Here is a 16,702-nt window from a genome sequence, read left to right on the forward strand (position 1 = left end):
TTTGCCAGCAAATTCGCAGCATCCTTTTGTGCTTCCCCGCTCATGCTGCTAAGCCCGGCAGACAACGATTTCGGAACATTCATCCCGATATCTTTAAAGTAAGTGCTTAGTTCTTGACCCGATAACTTTGTACCGTTTTCCAGTTTCAGCAACAGGTCAGATGCTTCCTTCTGTACTTTAGGACCCGCCTTTTGCAGCTTCTCAGCCATACTCTCTGGGAGCGTATAACCCAAGTCACCCCAATAACTTTTGAGCTCAGATGTAGACAACCCCTTTTCGTCTTTCAGTTTCCCAAAAAGCGTTTGTACTTCTTTTTGAACCTCCGGTCCGGCTTTGTTTAGTGATTCTGCCAGCCCCGTCGAAATATTCATTCCAAACTGTTTGTAAGACGCCTGTAACACCTGCGCTGCTGTTTGCTATGTCTTAAGTCGCTGCTGTATGATTTTTCCAGATGAATCTTTTATAATACCGTAATCTTTGTTAAGAGCATTCTGTACGCCTTTCGGAAGGGTATCAAATTCTTCCTGCAATTTTTTCATGACAGTTGATTTATCGTTGCTATCCATGATGCTTTTGGCAATGACGTGGTAGGGCGTGCCATGTGTTGCAATGGCTCTGGCGAGGTCCATTTTTAAGTAGCCGTCCATAAAAGCTTTATTTGGCACTTCACCGGCCTTGACAATATCCTGGTAACTGTTTTCCATTTGGTCGCAACTTTTCTTGCAGTTGTTGTATGCTGTTGATAGGCTATTGCGTTCCGTCAAGCTCATGTTATCCCAGATTTGATTGTCTACTTGTGCCATTTCATCTTGGATAGTTGACGCTTTAGAAGAAAACAGTTCTGTGATGCTGCTCCCGACTTTATTCAAATCAGATTCAAAACTGCGCATATTTGTGTCAAAGGATACTGTGAATCCCTTTAGCACAATATCTGTTTTTTGTGCATTTAATTGGCCTTGCGCCTCAGTTGTGAGTTCTTTTGCATCACTTTGGCTTATGGCCCCCTGCGAAAGTGCAAATTGAATTTCATCAACCGTCAACTGATATGATTGATTATATTTGTCCAGCTGAGACTGCGTTTTCTTTACTAACTTCTGCCGCAAGTTGCCCAGCACTTTGCAGACTAAGTCGTGTGTCAGTTGTTGTAATTTCCAATGCTTTAAGATGCGCATCGTACTTTTCATAACTAACCGTATCAACGACCGTCTGCATCTTGCTTTTGAGAGCTTCAATAGCTTTGCTCTCGTCCGCGTCAATCACACCGTCTTTCAGCGCAGCTGTAGTCAAGTTGTTCATCTGTTTTGACAGCTGAGACAACTTTGCGTTGTATGTACTATACAGACCATCCAGCGCGCTATTCAAACTACTGTAACTTTTAGATGTAGGGATAAATGAAGCGCTGATAGCAAGTTCCCCAGTTACTTGCTTTTGTCTCAAATATTCCTGGCAATCGCTTATGTACTTGCCTATAGCAGATTTGTATGACTGAGATTCATTGCCGGTAAGCTTAATACCGGCTGTTGCCATATAGTGATACTTCTCAATCTCTTTACCAGTGTCCTGTACTTGCTTTTTTGTTTCGTCCAATTTTTTCTTTGCATCGGTAACTAAACTTAACTTTGCGGACCATTTTGTATCAACAAAGTCCTTTGCTGCAGTGCTGCATTCTTCAGCAGAAAGAGTGATTTCCCCGAACCGTTTTGCCAAATCGGCTTGTGTAAGATGCTTTTCGAGTGCATAAGCAGCAATACCTAATGCAGCAACGCCTCCGGCAAAGGCACCGACACCGGCGGCAGATAGACCCGCAGATTTGGCTACGCCAGACAGTGCAAGATTTAATCCACTAGTTGATCCAGTTGCCTCCCCAGTAACAGCTGTCGCGGTTTTTGCGGCAGAGGATGCTCCTCCAGCCGCTTTTGCCGCTTCTTCCGCGGCGGCCGCAACGCCTTTTTTTCCGAGCTTTTCAGAAAGTTTTCCGACAGTTTTAGCCGCTTTTCCAGCACCAGAGATTACTCCACCGATGCCTTTCACAACAGGGCCAGTTGCAATCGCAAGCGCCCCTAGCTTTACAATGTTAGCTTGTATAGGTGAAGGAAGTTTTGAAAAGCTGTTTGCAAGATTAGTCACATCATCTGCAATCATTTTGACAGACGGCGCCATTACTTTCTGTAAAGTGATTCCGGCCGTTTCCAGAGAGCCTTTCATAGCTTCTATACTTCCTGCCGTATTGTCAAGCATGGTATTCGCCATGTCTTTTGCGGCCCCGTCACAATTCTTTAAACCGTTTGTTAATTTATCCAGCTCTGGTTTACTGGATCCCAGCAGCACCTTCCAACCGCTGAGCGACTCTGTACCGAAAATAGTTGCTAAAGCGTTATCGCGCTGCTGATCTGTCATCTTTGCAGTGCCTTTTTGCAAATCGTCAATGATTGTTGACAACGGTTTCATTTTGCCCTGGGCATCATAAAATTCTGTGCTGCACTGCTTCGTAGCCTTTTTCATGGCTTTGGTCGGCTGCATGAGTCGTGCCAATCCGCCGCGCAACGTAGTGCCTGCCTGATCACCTTTAATACCTGCGTCTGCAAGCTTGCCAATTGCGGTTGTAACTTCCTCCAAAGACCACCCCGCAGAATGCGCGACCGGGGCGATGTATTTCATTGCAGTGCCAGTATCTGAAATGGCCGCGTTTGTGTCTGCGACGTTCTTTGCCAACACATCCGCAACATGACCTGCTTGTCCTGCTTCTAGCCCAAAGCCTCTCAATGTTGAAGCCGCAATATCTGCACTGCTGGCAAGGTCTTCACCCGATGATGCGGCTAAATCGAGCATTCCCGGCATGGCTTCCATAATTTCATTTGTTCCAAAACCAGCCGAAGCTAAATTTTCCATCGCTTCTGCCGATTCGGTAGCTGAAAATGATGTTTGCGCGCCTAGGTCAATCGCTTGCTTTTCTAGTTTTTCGAACTCGGTTCCTGTTGCACCGGAAATTGCTTTGATGCGGCTCATTTGCGACTCAAAGTCATTGCCAACTTTCAATGCAGCCCCGCCTACGGCCAGAAGGGGAGTGGATACACCAAGGGTCAGCCCGTTTCCTATTTCGTTGACCTTTTTGCCCGCAGCTTCCCATTTTTTACCCACCTGCTGCGCTGCTGTGCCAAATGTAATAAGTTTGCTCTGCGCCGTTGCCAACTGACTGGACAGATTCTTTATTTCCGCCTGTGACCTGTTAAGTGCTGTCTGAAACTCAACAGTCTTGTCTTTGGCTCCTTCAATATCTAGCCTATAAGCTTCCTGCTTGCCATTTAGCTGCAGCAACTCATTTTTATACTTTTCCACGCTGCTGCGGGCGGAATTATAAGATTTTCCTGCTGCTTCTTCCGCCTGCGCCGCTGCCTTCGCTTCTTCGCTGTCTTCCCCGTGCGCTTTAACCGCTTCTTTGGTGGCGTTTGCAGCGGCCTTGTAGGTCTCTGATGCAGCTTTTATTTTGGCCTGCGCCCGTTCATATTGTGCGCTTACTTTTTCAATTTTCGGCGCCAGCTCCGCCTGCGCGGCCTTTGATTTCTCAATGACTGCATTAAGCCCCGCAATGCTCCGATTGTAAGTTTCAGCTTTTGCTTTGGCGGACTGTAGTTCATTTGAAAGGTATTGTGAGTGCTGTGCCGCCTGTTGAAAAGCGCAGCCAGACTGTTTTAACCCGGCCTCCAACTTTTTTAGGGACGATTCCTGCAGATTGTATTCGCTGCTTAGTCTTTTAAGTTGCTTAGTGGCAGATGCAACGCCGGTTTGCAAATTCCGAAAATCAATGTCGATATGGCCCTTTGCAACACCCATATCAATAGGCATCTAATCGCCCCCTGTTTGTTTCGCTCTTATCCCATGGTATATCGTCTTCTGATAATCCGTAAAATTCAGCAAGAGTAGACGCTTCTGACACGTAAACTGGTTCCTCCCCATCCTCCCGGCGCCTCTGTAAATATAGAGCTGCCTCATCGAAGCAATAGGCTGTGTAGTCGTCTAATCCTCCGACCAGTTCACTCGGCCTTTTGTGATACACTTGCGATACCGCCATCAGATTCAGCATCCGCTTTGACGCCACGAAATCGACGCATAGCGTCTACCCCCGTCTGTGTAAAGTTCCAAATGTACAAAAGTTGTTCGTCTGTTAAACTAACACCTGCTTTTTCAAGTTCCGTGTACGTCGGTTTAACAAGCGCAACCTTCGCCATCATGATATAAATTTCGGACATTTCCTTGAAGTTTTCGCCCATTTCCTTCTCAGTGTATTTCTTCTCATCACCGAAAAGCTTTGCAACAGGCCCTAACAAACCATTCGGAATCTTTCCTTCAGATACGAGGGCAAACATGGATGGGCGCCGCAAACTTGCAACAAATGGTGCATCAGGATCCCACCCCGGCAATTCAACTTCTCTATCGGAATATTTTTTATACTTTCAATTGACGTCACAGCCATATGATTACCTCATTTCTTCACGTAGTTGTAAACTGGTAAAGATTCCACTTTCGTGATTTTGTATGGCGCTTCATCCTTGCCGGGGGTGCTGTTGACCGTATACTCAGGAGCGAAGAATGTGTTATCCTCTGCGTTAATCGAAATTGGAGTGCCCTTGCAATGCAGGTAGGAAACCTTGTGATAATACATTACGTTGCTGCCTTCCATGACAGCCTCATATACATTTGTCGTAAACGCCGCACCGGATACTTGGCCGTTTATTGGTGGTGTATAAGATTTAAAAGACGTTCCATCCTCATCTTTTTCAATCGCGCCGCCCTGTAAAAGCGGCAGAGCATCCAGTAATAATGTGACACCGGTAAGCGTCAGTTTTGTTCCAGTTACAGTTGTTGTTTCGGGAATTGTTGCAAGAATTTGTCCCTTGCATTCGTTTGATACGGCATCTGTGGTCTTTGTCTGTGGCTCTGCACTGACCTTGTTGATAGTTTCTGTCGCAAACCCGGGGCTTGTACTATCCTCGGGAACAAATTCCACCATAGAGGCGTGTATTTCTGACTGCCCGGTCATTTTGCTAATTGTCTGTGTCATTTATATCATCCTTTCAAACTCTGTTTGTTGCTGAAAATTTTTGTACTTGGTAAGTCAGGCTCGTCATATATGCGTTTATGTCTGTGTCAAGGTAATGGACTCCCGGTCCGTCGGTCAGCTTGAGAGTGGGGAAGAGGGGGTTCAGAGCTTTTTCTATCCCATCAATGTAGCTTTCAAAATTGCTGTACTCTGCGGTGGGATAGTATAGCAGCAGCTCATACAGCGAATATTCTATGACGCCTGTTCTTGTCGACCCGTTATTACATAAAACAATATAAGGTGCGGTGCATTTCCCTTTGTGCTGCCCCATACTGTAAACGTCGTAACCGTGTTCCTTTAAGTACAGATAAAGTCGTTTCCAGTCCATAGACATTACAACCTCTCAAACAGCCCTGTAAGGCCATGCATAACTTTTCCCGATCCTTCACGCAGCACCGGGTAAATTATGGCATACCTTTTTTCGTGCGCAAATTCGAGGTATACACCATAGGCAACACCATGCGAAAGGCTGATGCGAATTCCAGTATCAATGTGGGTGCAATCACCATGAAGGCGCTGCCTCGCCTGGGCTGTTCGGTCTGTCCAAGGGCGGTCCTTTTTAGCGTTGGCCTCGATTGCTTTGGCGGTGGTTTGGCCATAAGCTGCTACCGCTTTTTCAACTCTGCCCGGCAACGCGTTCAGGCTTGTATAAATCTCTGATAAATCAAGTGGCATTTTAAACCTCCTGCAGCGATATGTCGGTACACAGGTGAAGACCACCGACATCATCTGTACCGGTTACGCTGTACTTCCTGTTGTCCAGCGTGACGGTGTCACCCTGCTGTACTTTGTCGGTCGACAGAGTAAGCAGCCGCAACTCTTTCGCGGTACTGACAGCAGCAGATTCTTGAAGCGTAATGTTAAGGTATCTGCTGGATGTGTGGAACAGCCCGCGAAAAGAGCCCACCGGAATATTTCCGATGGGCTCCCCGTATTCGTTTGTGCCGAAACGTGTGACGGTGAAGTCTTTGCCCCAATGCTTTATGGCCTGTGTCAGCGTATAAGCGTTTTGTGTCAGCATGGTATCGTCACCCGCCTTTGATAATACAGGAAGCGGTAGGGCGCACCATAGCCGCCAGCCGCAGCCAATAGCGTGAAGTATCGGGGATGGTCATGCCGGACAGCTGCACAGTAGTGTTTTCAGCCTTTGCAATAAGACAGTGATATGCCGCAAATCTTATGTCACCCTGTGCAATGTCAAGCTGAAACTGTAGCTGTTCATCCGTAAAGTAGGGGACACGGTCTTCCTGACACAGCATTCTAAGCTGTCCAAGCGGGGTCATGTCAGCCATAATATGCCACCTTATTTCTTTCTTGAACTTTGCGAGGATAACACGGTTTTGGTCGGAGAGCGCCGCCGTATAGAACTTATCGGCGGAGATGTCTGTGGTCCGTGACAATGTGTGACGCTCAGTTTCAACATTGGTGTCGCGTTTGAGGTAGATGGTGAGCGCTGCAGTGTCGTCTTCGGTCTCGGTGTCATTGGTCAGCTTGACGAGTGGGCAGGTATAAAAAGCGCCGGTGCTGTCAAGCGTTACACGCCGAGTAGGTACAATATGAGTCTTTGCAATCATGCCGACCTCCCCAGTGACCATGACAAGGTTCGCCGCACCGTACTTATCCGCGCTGAGAAAATTGCTGTCTTTGCGTAGCTGGGTGAGCTGCTTCGGATTGATGAACAGGACCTTTTCGCTGTTGACTTCCTCATTGAATTCATCGATTGAGTCGATGATGCCGTTGTAGGAAATCTGTGCAGCAGAACCGTCGCGGTCAGCAGAGCGGAAATTGCGTCCGCATCGATGTGGGAAGCCATCGCTTTGGAAAGCTGCGACGTTGCTTCACCGACAGGATTGCCGAGACCGGAGAGAACCGACTCATCCGTGATAGAAACGGCCTTCATAGCCTTTTTGATTTTCACCTGAGTGGTGGAGGCTGTCAGCTTGCAGGTCGTAGCACTTGCTCCCTCGGCCACATCCTCGGCATCGCCGATGTAGGCATACTGCGGCACGGTGATGGTGTCGCCGGGCACACCAACAAGGGAACGGTCAATCTTTGCAAATGGGGTTACGACGATCTTGTTTTCAATCTTTGCCGAGATCATGTCGGACATGACTTGCGGGTCAATTAAATCGGTAAGTTTAGTTATTTGGTTTGTTGCCATTTAAAACAGTCCTTTCATTCTTTGGACAGCTCAGCATAAACATTGGGCTGCTCTATATGGAGCTTCAGGCGCTCCATATAGCCCATTTTGTCAAACTGTTCTTTTGTTACTTCCGGTTTAGCAGGTTCGCGAGAGCGGGGAAAGTTTCCCGCACTGCCGGTGCCGCCTGCGGGCTGCGGCTCTGCTTCAAACATTGCGGCGTAGTTCGTCTTGCAGTCCGTAATCAACTTTTCAACATTTTTCAGATTGCCGTCATCTGCATACTCAACTGTATCACCAAGCTTGTACATGACATAATCAGAGTCTTTACAGCCCGCTTTTGCAAGCGCAGCTTTCAGATTCCAATTCTGCCGGTCAGCTTTGCAGCCGGCCTTTTCCTCGTCCAGCTGCTTCTGCAAACCGGCAGTGTCCACCTTTTCAAGGTCTGCAACCTTGCCGTTGGTGGCTGTAAGGTCAGTGCGTAGGGTACTGATTTCGGTGTCCTTGGTTTTAAGCTGGGTGCGCAGCGCGGTTGTTTCCGCGCCGTTCTGGTCAAGAATTTTGTCAATAACATCTTTCTCAAGACCGAGGTCAGCTAAAAACTTTCTGTCCATAAAGTTCTCCTTTCACAACACACGTTTTTAACGAGGTTCCGATCCTCCGTTGCCCCGTAGTTTTGCGACTTCGGGCCGGTCAAATTTTGATATGAAAAAAGCAGCCTTTACAGGGCTGCTTCGTTCTGAAATTAGGCATAAAAATACCACCCTGCCATTTGGGGGGTGGTTTACTGATCTGGATTTGGCCAGTCTGTTAATTTTCTGCTTTCTTCGTCCGCTTTTCGGATACGTTCTTCGCGCTCTTCCGGGGTTAAATTGGGATGGGATATAAAGGTATCCGGCTGTTTTGGTGGGCTACCCTTTACATGGATTTTATTTCTGTCCATTTAATATCATACTCCTTTGCTACTTCATTAAGCGTTTGTTGAAAAGCCTGTTTAACATCTAAATCATACGGTGGGTGTTTGTATTTGTCAATGCGTTCATCAATAATTCGGGGCCCAAAAGCCTTACTACCCGGTGCGTACTTAAATACCTGCCCGTCATGGGTTACAACGATTCCAAAACAATATCTACGGTATCCAGATGCTGAAAAGTCAGCGCCGGTGGGAGGTAAATTTGTCGGGTGATTATGTAGTCCAATCATTTGGCCGCTATAATTTTTTCTCAAGAACTCAATCCTATCTGCTGGCGGAGATACTCCAAGTGCGTTCTTTGGCCCCTGTGCATTCAATAATAGTTTGCCCGTTTTAGCGTCAATAATGCATAAGTCCTCGCCATCCGTTCCGTTCTGATTAATCAGCATGGCCGTGGCGTGTCGGCGGATACTGTCATTGACTGCGCTGTTCTCTGTCAAACGGCTAAATTTGCTACGGAATTCGGTAGATTTTATATAGCTTAGATCAACTCTGTTGGAACCAATGCGGGAAATGTTTGTACCGGTATACCCGGATTCAGAAGGAAATATTCCCAGCCACCTATCGAGCGCCGGATTATCGCTTTCCCCGGCGGCCCAGTCGCCGAGTTCCGCACCGATTTCATCATAGCTTTTCGAAATGACCGCCGTTATGACACACATTCCGTTCGGGTGGTCAAGCGGTAGTTTGTCTCTGTCGTACAGTCTGCCATCGCGCTGACGGCAAAGGGGGCAGACGCGCCCACTGTTGCTGCTGTGCCACTGATACTTTTCAACGAATGGATTATCCTGTGTAGTGCGCTGAAAAGACAGCTGATAGGCATGAGAAACAGAGGTGCGGGCAAGGCGCTGTGCACAGTAGTCAACCTTCTGCGCACAACCGGGGTAAACAATTCCCCAGTTCCACGGTTTCTTTGCTTCCGGCCTTAAGTACAGTTCAAGATCCTTTGACAAGTCGAATGCCGACTTCTGCTGACTGATGCCCTGCGTGATAATAGTGCTGATGTCGCGCTTGTATTTCTTTTGGTAGTCCCATATTTTCGTAGATAACCCAACAAAGTTTTTATAGATTCCACCGGACATCAGTTCATCCGTCACTTGCTGCGGAATATTGGAGAACACATCCGAAAATTGGCGGGAGAGATAAGGTGCCATACTGGAATAAAATTGCCGTTCTGCCCCTGCGGCGGCCTGTGCGGCTTCCAAAGCAGAAGCCGCGGTTATCTTACCAATCTTTGAGTAAAGCACACGGGATCCACGCTGCAGCGCCCGCGCGTAATCGGTAAGCCAACGGTAAGTAAGAGAATCATGATCGTAATGAGATGCAGCTCTTGCGTATTCGTCCGCAGTCTGCAAATAGATTTTTGCAATCTGTTTTTCCTGTCGTAAAGTGATTTCAAGCCGCTTTTTCTGTGCCGTGGCAACAAGGTCAAGGTAATTTCCAAGGCGTCCCGACATTACTCAGCACCACCGATCAGCTCTGGTTCAGCAACAAAACTGTCGTTGAACATCTGCTGCTCCTTTGCAATCTGCTCCAGCTCTGCGTCTGCATCATCCGGGTCAGTGCCCTTGGTGGCGGCGCCACCCCATTTCATGATATAACTTTTTGCACTGCGTGTTTTATCGTTGACTTCGGACAGATCAAGCTGCTTTTCGTCGCCTTCATCTTCTGGCAGAGGATACTGATTGTCAATCGTAATAGCGTACGGTGCCGCCTTAAAGTCCCCATACACCTGATGCAGGGCAGGGAAGGCATCAGCAGCACTAAGCAGTAGCTCGGCAAGCCATTCAAGCGCTGGTTTCCAGGAAGCCATCTTTTCCTCGCAGCGGCAAATAAGCGGCCAGTACAATGCTTTCAGTCCTTTTCCGGAAGTAATCATATCTTTCGTGCTTTCCTGGTTAAGGTCTGGTATTCCCAGCAGGTCACGCATATCCTGCTTAATATTTGAAAGGCTGTTTTGAAAAGCAGCAGAATATTCAAACCCATTTGAGATTGTACCAACATGGACTGTCGCGGCGTTGCTGTCGCCGGAAGCTTGTGACGGGTCTGCCTTTATATCCCACAGTGCACCCGGAACGTAGCGGAAATTTTGACTCGACTCCGGGTCAACGCCGGACATCCAGGTGATCTGGTTCATTCCCTTGCGCAAGGCATCAATGTTGTAGCTTTTCAGTTTTCCGTACCAGGCATCATCATCGGAAAGCTCGGCAACTTCAGATTCACCATCGGTGTCGCCTGAAAGACCGTCATTCAAAATAACGTATGCCGGTATGCGGTCAAACTTTGTGTCAACATTTTCTTTTGTGCCGCCCCACTGCTGCTGCGCGCCGTAACCGTCTGTAATACGTTCACTGGTGAAACAGCGGCCGTTGTCCATCCAGTACTTTTGTACCCACATCCGCTATCGAGAACGGTCTTCATCATCAACCATGGTGTAGAAGAATACAATGCGTTCCAGTGTGTCAACGTCATCCATGGCGGTTTCGTAAACAAAGCCGTCGGCGGGCACAAACATAATTGACAATTTTTCTTCTGATACACTCACCTTTAGCGCTACTCGGCCACCAATACAGCAGTCATGCGCGCCCTGCACAAGCTTAACCGGCATTCGGTTCGATTTCATAACAGCATTTATGTAAGTTTGCATGGCAGCTTCGTTTGGCTTGTTGCCGTCCACTTTTGCTTCATCAGGGCAGGAGACAAGGAAGTCAGGAAACTTGCCGAACATAAACTGAGTTTCACGGCGTATAAGCTGCTTGATTTGGTGGCTGCGCAGCTTTGCCGGTGTGTAGTCGGCTGAACTGTCAACGGTAAAATCTGCACCGTTCTGATATGTATCATAGTAGGCTTCAATCTTTCCGAGTTTGTTAAGGACATCGTAACCATATGGACCAACTAATTCAGACTGTATAAAATCTGGTATCACATAATCACCTCCCATATTTTTTGTCTGTATAAATTCCGTATCTTATTGCATCTTGCACATCATCGTTTGTCTTTTCCGGTTTGTTAGCGTCTTTTTCCCAAACATAACCGTAAATTTCTTTTTGAAACTGCGGGGCAGAATCCTTAACGATAAACAGTTTCTTTTGCTTGTACAGTGTTGCAACCTCGGCAATTCCCGCCAGCACGTCTTTTCGTGCGTTGATTGCACGCAGACCGCCGACACGAAGCTGCTGAATTAAGTCCGGCCGTGCTGAATCACAGTAAAAGTTGATATTGCCGTGGCACTCTTTAATCTTTAGGCCAATTGCAATCCAGTCATTAATGTGCCGATGCTGTGCCGCCCACTCCTTTGTGAGGTAATACCGCCCGTCCTGGGTGCGGCCAATCAGCACGAATGCGCCCCAGTGCTCCCAGCCAAAATCAACGCCGACAAACCAGCGGCTGATTTCATCAATTGGAACCTGCTTAGCCGTGATATAGTGAATTTTTTCGTCAAAATCAGGGTATACCATGCCATCTGCGGACACCCATGCGCCATTGATATCACGGTCATAAAACATCCCGGACGGGGTGGATTCTTTGATATTTTGCCGATACCGGTCCGACAAGAATGTGTTGTCGTCAAGCGTCCAGTGAAATTCCACAATCGTTTTGCCGTTGGCTCTGTCAATGTAATCGGTTTTCATCCAGTGCGCCGGATTATCCGGGTTCGTGTCCATGATGATGCAGGCGCCGTCGCCGGAACAGCGGCACTGGGTAACTGATACACCACACCGCGCACAGCGGGCAGCCATGCTCATGATGTACGCTGGGCTGCGCAGGGGGGAGGCGACTGCGCTTACTTGGGCAGATGTTGATCTGCAGGCGGATACAATCAGAGTTGATAAAGCCGTAGAGATGATTGGGGGCAAGCCAAAACTTAAAAGCACCAAAACGGCTGCTGGTGTCCGCATCGTACAAATTCCGCAGATACTGACGAATTTTCTGACTACCGAAAAGGCCTCCGAACATCCTATTTGTATGTACGTTGTGCATACGGCAAAAAATCAAATGATGACTAATCAGGCATGGCGTGTACTCTGGCGCAGCTATATGACTGACCTAAACGTCAAGTACGGATACGGTGGAAAGAAAAATAAATTAGCGGCGCATAAAAAAGACGCGAATGGGAACTTACAGGGTCAGCTCCCTATGCGGATACAGACATTTACGCCGCACCAACTGCGCCATACGTTTTGCACGTTGATGTACCTTGCCAGCGTGGATGTGATGACCGCCCGTGACCAAATGGGGGCATAGTGATATTAAAATCACGTTAGAGATTTACACCCATCTTGACAAACTGTATAAGCGCAGCAGTATGCAAAAGCTTGATTCCTATTTATCTGATGCAAGTCAGATGCAAGTCAAGCAAGGATGAAAAGTCGCATAGCACCGCCGTTTTTAAGGCTTTTTAAGTTCGGCTCATAATCCGGTCGGTCCGGGGTTTGAATCCCTGATGGCCCACCAAATAAAAAAGCCCCGAAAATGGCAATCGCTGTTTTCAGGACCTTTTGCATGGACCCGAAAGGAAGAGAGCAAAGTGCAGGAACAAATTCTAACGATAGAGCAAATAATGCTTCACGCCATGCCAGCGGAAAAAGACCTCCAGGTAGGGGACTGGAAGCTTCGGCTGAATGGCCGGTATACGTATCGTGCAAATTGCGTATGTCCCTTTCATTATATGAAAACGGAGCAGACAGTGCAGAAAATCAGCTTATGTGAGAAAATCTTTTATCAGAACCGAATACCGGCTGTTTTTAAAGTGACACCGGTGCGGCAGCCTGGTCTTGCTGAACTGCTTACTGCCCGTGACTATCAGAAAGTAAAGACGGTCCATGTAATGGCTGCTTCTCTGAATATGATGTCCGCTGGCAGGTCGGCGGACATTTATGTTCAGTCAAGGCCCAGCGAAGAATGGATCTCCGCTTCTCTTGCCCTGTCAGGTGTATGGGAATCACATATGGCTGCGCTGCATTCGCAGATGATTTGCAGATGGTTTTTAGCCCTGTCCGTGTGCCGGAAGAAAAAGAAAAGGCCGATATTGCTACCAGCAAAGTAAATGCGATTGTACAGGCGCACAGCGAGGGCATTATCAGCACACAAATAGCACTGAAAGAGTTAAGTGAGCTTTCAGATGAAGACATTAAAGATGCAGACAATATGCCTGACATTGGAGATATTCCAACTGACACGCCAACAGATATACCAGAAAATACGCCAGATGAAGAATTTGCTGATGATGCGGATTTTGATGAAAATAAGCACCCGCGGCGGGAAGATGGAAAGTTTGGAGCAAAAGGAGAAAGCCCTGACGGTAAATTACCGAAAAGCCCCAACGAACAGTTGACAAATGAAGAAAATAGTGGTAAACTTAAATCTTATCAAAAAATAAGTGCCATAGGGAAAAACACTTTTCTTAAAGGATTTTCTAAGAGGAACCTTAACAGGCATTGGGATGGAGACAGCAAGCACCACGGCCATAAAGACATGTATCCAGAAATGACGAAAGAACAATATGCAAAAAGGGCGTTAGACTTAGTCCAAAGTGAAACTAATGAGCATATTCTTGGGTATGCTACAAAAGCAGGAGCGGTTGCAAGATACGATGTAAGGACCAACGATTTTGCAAAAGGAGATCCTAATGGCGGAATAGCCACAATGTTTAAACCAACATTAGGAAAGAAATATTTTGATAAATGGAAGAAAAGGGAGGGGATTTAATATGACTCGTAACAATCCTCGAGTTTGCCCTGTATGTGGCAAAGCGGTTTTTAAACATGCAGATGATTTCGAAATTTGTCCTGTATGTGGCTGGGAAGATGATGGGGTTCAATTAGATGAGCCCGACCTTGAAGGCGGTGCCAACGAAATGAGTCTGAATGAGGCACGAGAGGCATATCGGCAAGGAAAGCAATTAAGATAATTTCAGCAGAACAATTAACCGCCTTTCGAGGCGGCTTTTTTATGCCCTGCGTGAGGAAGTGAGATAAAGGATGAAGTTCAAGGCATGGGAAGCTAGAAAGCATATAGAAGCTTCTTATAAATCTGCCCTGCGGAAATTGGGCGGCTTTTTGTCAGATGGAATATTGGAAGGCGATACTTTCGACAAAGTCTTTAAAAAGCTGACTCATGCGCAGCAGTCAAAGCCTTTTAACCAATGGCCACCCTTCCGAAGATGTAACGGCAGATAATATACAGCTGTATGAAAAAGGGCACACACAAAACATAAGAAAAGGGACAGGTCCAAACGCTGGAATGACGGTAGCGGACCTATTCATAACAGACCCACAGCTGATTGACGAAATCCATAATATTGAGAGCAACGCACCAATTCAAGCGCTGTATGACCTTGGTGTGGAAATACAGGAAAACAGTGAATTTGACTTGCTGGTATCCAACTGTGCCCATAAGGATGATAGCCGCATGAACACCCGTGGCATTCCGGTTTCCTGTGAAGTGGACATTTGTGGCGCTCTGCTTGGGTACATCGGAATGTGCGTAACCGGTAGTACGGTGACTCTGCTGGATATTAACAATTCCGTGTCATGGGGCGGTGATTTTCCATCATTGGGGCAAAGCACTTTACAGTGCGTAAAATTTTTTAAAATTTCCGTGCAGTTTTATTCAAGTGCTTAACAAAATCATGGGAATGGTAAAAAATCCCGCGGCACCTGAATCTTTTTTGAATTTGGCTACTTAACAAAAATTAAGTTAAGTTAAATTTCAGTGCAATTTGTACACTTAAAATTGAAATAAATAGAAATAATTATGCAAAATGCTTGACAAAGAAAGGCACAAATGTTATATTTGTTTCGTACCGAGGAATCGAAAGTGGTGATAAAAATGGAAATACGTGATGGATGGATTTCAGAATAAGGGAAAGATGTCCCAGCCAAGGGGAAAGCTTCTGCTCCTCTTCCTGATTATTTTTGCAGCCTGCACGGTATGGCTGATTGCCTACCATGTCAGTGCCGCAGAGAATGAAGCGCAGATGACCGCTCTGCAGAAAGCTGCATTTTCTTCTCAGCAGGCTTCTTCTAGCCGGGAAATTCCCTCCGGCAGTTCTGCATGTAATTCTGCCACACTTTCTTCTAAAGTATCCAAAGCATCCAAGGCTTCCACTGCTTCCTCATCGGTACGCGCCCAACCGCGGTTTAAAAAGCTGCAGGAGCAGAACAGCGACATAGAAGCATGGATACAGATTGAGGGTACAAAGGTGAATTATCCGGTTATGCAGACGCCTAAGAATCCTGAATTTTACCTGCATCGCAATCTAAAAAAACAGGAGGAAAGCCGCGGACTTCCGTTTCTGGATGCAAAGTCCACACTGAAAAAGAGCAGAAACTACTTGGTGTATGGTCACAATATGAAGGATGGTACCGCCTTTGCCGGACTATTAGGATATTTGAACCAGAACTTTTGCAAAGAACACCCGATTATCCGTTTTGATACACCATACGGCATGGGGGACTATCGAGTAATAGCGGTTTTTCGTTCCAGAATTTACACAACAGACAGTAAAGCATTTAAGTATTATCAGTATGCGGATATTGAAACGCAGGAGGCTTTCAATACTTACATAACGAATGTGAAGAAGCGGGAGGACTACACTACCGGCATGACCGCTTCTTACGGAGACCAGCTGCTGACCCTTTCCACCTGTTATAAATATGTGGAAGATGGCCGGCTTGTAATCGTAGCCAAAAAGGTTAGATGAACTCCTAAAAGTTCACCTGACTCATTGGAAATAAAAACATTATTGATTCGGAAGGAGATTACAAATGAAAAGGTTTAAGAAGCTGGTAGCGGGCATCATGGCAATGGCTATGGTGATGACATCTGCGATTGCAATGACTGCTGTTCCCGCGTCGGCAGCAGGCAAGGAGGTAACCATCTATTTCCAGAACACAGAAAAATGGAGCAATGTATACGCCTATATGTGGGCAGGCTCCGGAAATATCAAAGGTACTCCGGCATGGCCCGGCAAACAGATGACCAAGGTTTCCGGCACAGATAACTGGTATGAACTGAAGTACACAGCAGGCACGGCTTTCAATGTTATCTTCAATGACAATGTGCAGCCAAAGCCGCACCAGACCGCAAATCACACACCGAAGGACCTTGCAGCTGACAAGGACGCTTACTGGTTTGTGCCGGGCGGTGCAACCGAATCCAACAACAATAATTATACACCGGCGGGTGCGGCAATTACCGTGTACACCGAAGCAAAGTCCGGATTCCCAAAGCCTGCAGCTACAGCGGCAACGACGAAAAACGGCACCACCGCGGCTTCCAGCAAGGCAGGCAGCACAGCCGCCGCAACAACTTCCACAGATTCTACGGCAACAACTGATGCTTCCCCGAAGACCGGTGACGCAAATGAAAACGCACCGATTATTGTTACAACCGCTGCGCTGCTTGCGCTTGCCGGTATGGGTACTATTCTCATCCGCAAAAGAGTAAAGGCTTAACAAATTTTACAGCCAAAGTTGCAAAAGCCGGG

General features: G+C 47.0%; 22 protein-coding genes and 2 pseudogenes (1 of these 24 running past the window's edge). 7 read left to right on the top strand and 17 right to left on the bottom strand.

Features of this window, described 5'->3' with window-relative positions:
• The 16 genes from ACIHKT_RS02725 to ACIHKT_RS02800 all read right to left on the bottom strand — a co-directional run.
• Positions 1–371, bottom strand: the beginning of a protein-coding gene (locus ACIHKT_RS02725) for a peptidoglycan-binding protein (RefSeq protein WP_174193402.1). Its footprint begins 817 nt before the window's first position; the window shows 371 of its 1,188 coding nt (coding positions 1–371); it begins with the start codon at positions 369–371; the stop codon falls past the left edge of the window.
• A gap of 45 nt (positions 372–416) precedes the next feature.
• A complete protein-coding gene (locus ACIHKT_RS02730) occupies positions 417–1,103 on the bottom strand; it encodes a hypothetical protein (protein ID WP_404352709.1) in 687 nt (228 codons plus the stop codon).
• Positions 1,054–3,843 carry a phage tail tape measure protein gene (locus tag ACIHKT_RS02735; RefSeq protein ID WP_086035374.1) on the bottom strand — a complete coding sequence of 930 codons (2,790 nt, stop codon included), beginning with the start codon at positions 3,841–3,843 and terminating at the stop codon, positions 1,054–1,056. Before ACIHKT_RS02735 ends, ACIHKT_RS02730 begins: the two co-directional genes overlap by 50 nt.
• Before the next feature lie 188 nt (positions 3,844–4,031).
• A complete protein-coding gene (locus ACIHKT_RS02740) occupies positions 4,032–4,418 on the bottom strand; it encodes a hypothetical protein (RefSeq protein WP_177344997.1) in 387 nt (128 codons plus the stop codon).
• A 62-nt stretch (positions 4,419–4,480) separates the two neighbouring features.
• On the bottom strand, positions 4,481–5,059 hold the full coding sequence (locus ACIHKT_RS02745) for a hypothetical protein (protein WP_404352711.1): 579 nt from the start codon (positions 5,057–5,059) through the stop codon (positions 4,481–4,483).
• A 13-nt stretch (positions 5,060–5,072) separates the two neighbouring features.
• Entirely contained in the window at positions 5,073–5,426 is a 354-nt protein-coding gene (locus ACIHKT_RS02750; protein ID WP_157658899.1) for a hypothetical protein, read from the bottom strand.
• 5 nt (positions 5,427–5,431) lie between these two features.
• Positions 5,432–5,773, bottom strand: coding sequence for a hypothetical protein (locus ACIHKT_RS02755; protein WP_086035378.1), 342 nt, complete (start codon positions 5,771–5,773; stop codon positions 5,432–5,434).
• A 1-nt stretch (position 5,774) separates the two neighbouring features.
• Positions 5,775–6,119: a hypothetical protein gene (locus ACIHKT_RS02760; protein WP_086035379.1), complete on the bottom strand. Its 345-nt coding sequence runs from the start codon at positions 6,117–6,119 to the stop codon at positions 5,775–5,777.
• A gap of 7 nt (positions 6,120–6,126) precedes the next feature.
• A complete protein-coding gene (locus ACIHKT_RS02765; protein ID WP_338084225.1) occupies positions 6,127–6,780 on the bottom strand; it encodes a N4-gp56 family major capsid protein in 654 nt (217 codons plus the stop codon).
• Positions 6,669–7,208 (bottom strand): N4-gp56 family major capsid protein, encoded by a 540-nt coding sequence (locus tag ACIHKT_RS02770; RefSeq protein ID WP_274379836.1) that lies wholly within the window; start codon positions 7,206–7,208, stop codon positions 6,669–6,671. Before ACIHKT_RS02770 ends, ACIHKT_RS02765 begins: the two co-directional genes overlap by 112 nt.
• A 65-nt stretch (positions 7,209–7,273) precedes the next feature.
• Positions 7,274–7,852 (bottom strand): phage scaffolding protein, encoded by a 579-nt coding sequence (locus ACIHKT_RS02775; RefSeq protein ID WP_086035380.1) that lies wholly within the window; start codon positions 7,850–7,852, stop codon positions 7,274–7,276.
• A gap of 170 nt (positions 7,853–8,022) precedes the next feature.
• Positions 8,023–8,181 (bottom strand): hypothetical protein, encoded by a 159-nt coding sequence (locus ACIHKT_RS02780; RefSeq protein ID WP_157658900.1) that lies wholly within the window; start codon positions 8,179–8,181, stop codon positions 8,023–8,025.
• Positions 8,157–9,668 carry a hypothetical protein gene (locus ACIHKT_RS02785; RefSeq protein WP_086035381.1) on the bottom strand — a complete coding sequence of 504 codons (1,512 nt, stop codon included), beginning with the start codon at positions 9,666–9,668 and terminating at the stop codon, positions 8,157–8,159. Before ACIHKT_RS02785 ends, ACIHKT_RS02780 begins: the two co-directional genes overlap by 25 nt.
• Entirely contained in the window at positions 9,668–10,609 is a 942-nt protein-coding gene (locus tag ACIHKT_RS02790; protein ID WP_086035382.1) for a phage portal protein, read from the bottom strand. Before ACIHKT_RS02790 ends, ACIHKT_RS02785 begins: the two co-directional genes overlap by 1 nt.
• A gap of 3 nt (positions 10,610–10,612) precedes the next feature.
• Positions 10,613–11,137: a phage portal protein gene (locus ACIHKT_RS02795; protein ID WP_086035383.1), complete on the bottom strand. Its 525-nt coding sequence runs from the start codon at positions 11,135–11,137 to the stop codon at positions 10,613–10,615.
• 4 nt (positions 11,138–11,141) lie between these two features.
• Positions 11,142–11,876 (bottom strand): PBSX family phage terminase large subunit, encoded by a 735-nt coding sequence (locus tag ACIHKT_RS02800; protein WP_236849664.1) that lies wholly within the window; start codon positions 11,874–11,876, stop codon positions 11,142–11,144.
• On the opposite strand from ACIHKT_RS02800, the gene ACIHKT_RS02805 reads away from it, so the two are divergent.
• On the top strand, positions 11,875–12,456 hold the full coding sequence (locus ACIHKT_RS02805) for a site-specific integrase (protein WP_086036821.1): 582 nt from the start codon (positions 11,875–11,877) through the stop codon (positions 12,454–12,456). The two genes, ACIHKT_RS02800 and ACIHKT_RS02805, sit on opposite strands and share 2 nt — an antisense overlap.
• Before the next feature lie 107 nt (positions 12,457–12,563).
• Here ACIHKT_RS02805 and ACIHKT_RS02810 read toward each other — a convergent pair whose 3' ends face one another.
• Positions 12,564–12,857 (bottom strand): hypothetical protein, encoded by a 294-nt coding sequence (locus tag ACIHKT_RS02810; protein ID WP_157658902.1) that lies wholly within the window; start codon positions 12,855–12,857, stop codon positions 12,564–12,566.
• A 289-nt stretch (positions 12,858–13,146) separates the two neighbouring features.
• Here ACIHKT_RS02810 and ACIHKT_RS02815 point away from each other — a divergent pair, with 289 nt between their 5' ends.
• The 6 genes and pseudogenes from ACIHKT_RS02815 (at position 13,147) to ACIHKT_RS02840 (ending at position 16,670) form a co-directional block, all read left to right on the top strand.
• Positions 13,147–13,920 (top strand): hypothetical protein, encoded by a 774-nt coding sequence (locus ACIHKT_RS02815; protein ID WP_157658903.1) that lies wholly within the window; start codon positions 13,147–13,149, stop codon positions 13,918–13,920.
• Between the two features lies 1 nt (position 13,921).
• Complete coding sequence (locus tag ACIHKT_RS02820) at positions 13,922–14,122, top strand: CPCC family cysteine-rich protein (protein WP_086035387.1); 201 nt, start codon at positions 13,922–13,924, stop codon at positions 14,120–14,122.
• 206 nt (positions 14,123–14,328) lie between these two features.
• A pseudogene (locus tag ACIHKT_RS02825) lies at positions 14,329–14,505 on the top strand (DUF2213 domain-containing protein); the annotation flags it as partial.
• Between the two features lie 15 nt (positions 14,506–14,520).
• A pseudogene (locus tag ACIHKT_RS02830) lies at positions 14,521–14,742 on the top strand (hypothetical protein); the annotation flags it as partial.
• A gap of 313 nt (positions 14,743–15,055) precedes the next feature.
• Positions 15,056–15,916, top strand: a complete 861-nt coding sequence (locus ACIHKT_RS02835; protein WP_086035388.1) for a class B sortase — start codon at positions 15,056–15,058, stop codon at positions 15,914–15,916.
• A 64-nt stretch (positions 15,917–15,980) separates the two neighbouring features.
• Entirely contained in the window at positions 15,981–16,670 is a 690-nt protein-coding gene (locus ACIHKT_RS02840; protein WP_086035389.1) for a starch-binding protein, read from the top strand.
• Positions 16,671–16,702: the final 32 nt, after the last annotated feature.

Origin of the sequence: Caproicibacterium sp. XB2 (genome assembly GCF_044880635.1) — a bacterium.
Lineage (GTDB): Bacteria > Bacillota > Clostridia > Oscillospirales > Acutalibacteraceae > Caproicibacterium > Caproicibacterium lactatifermentans.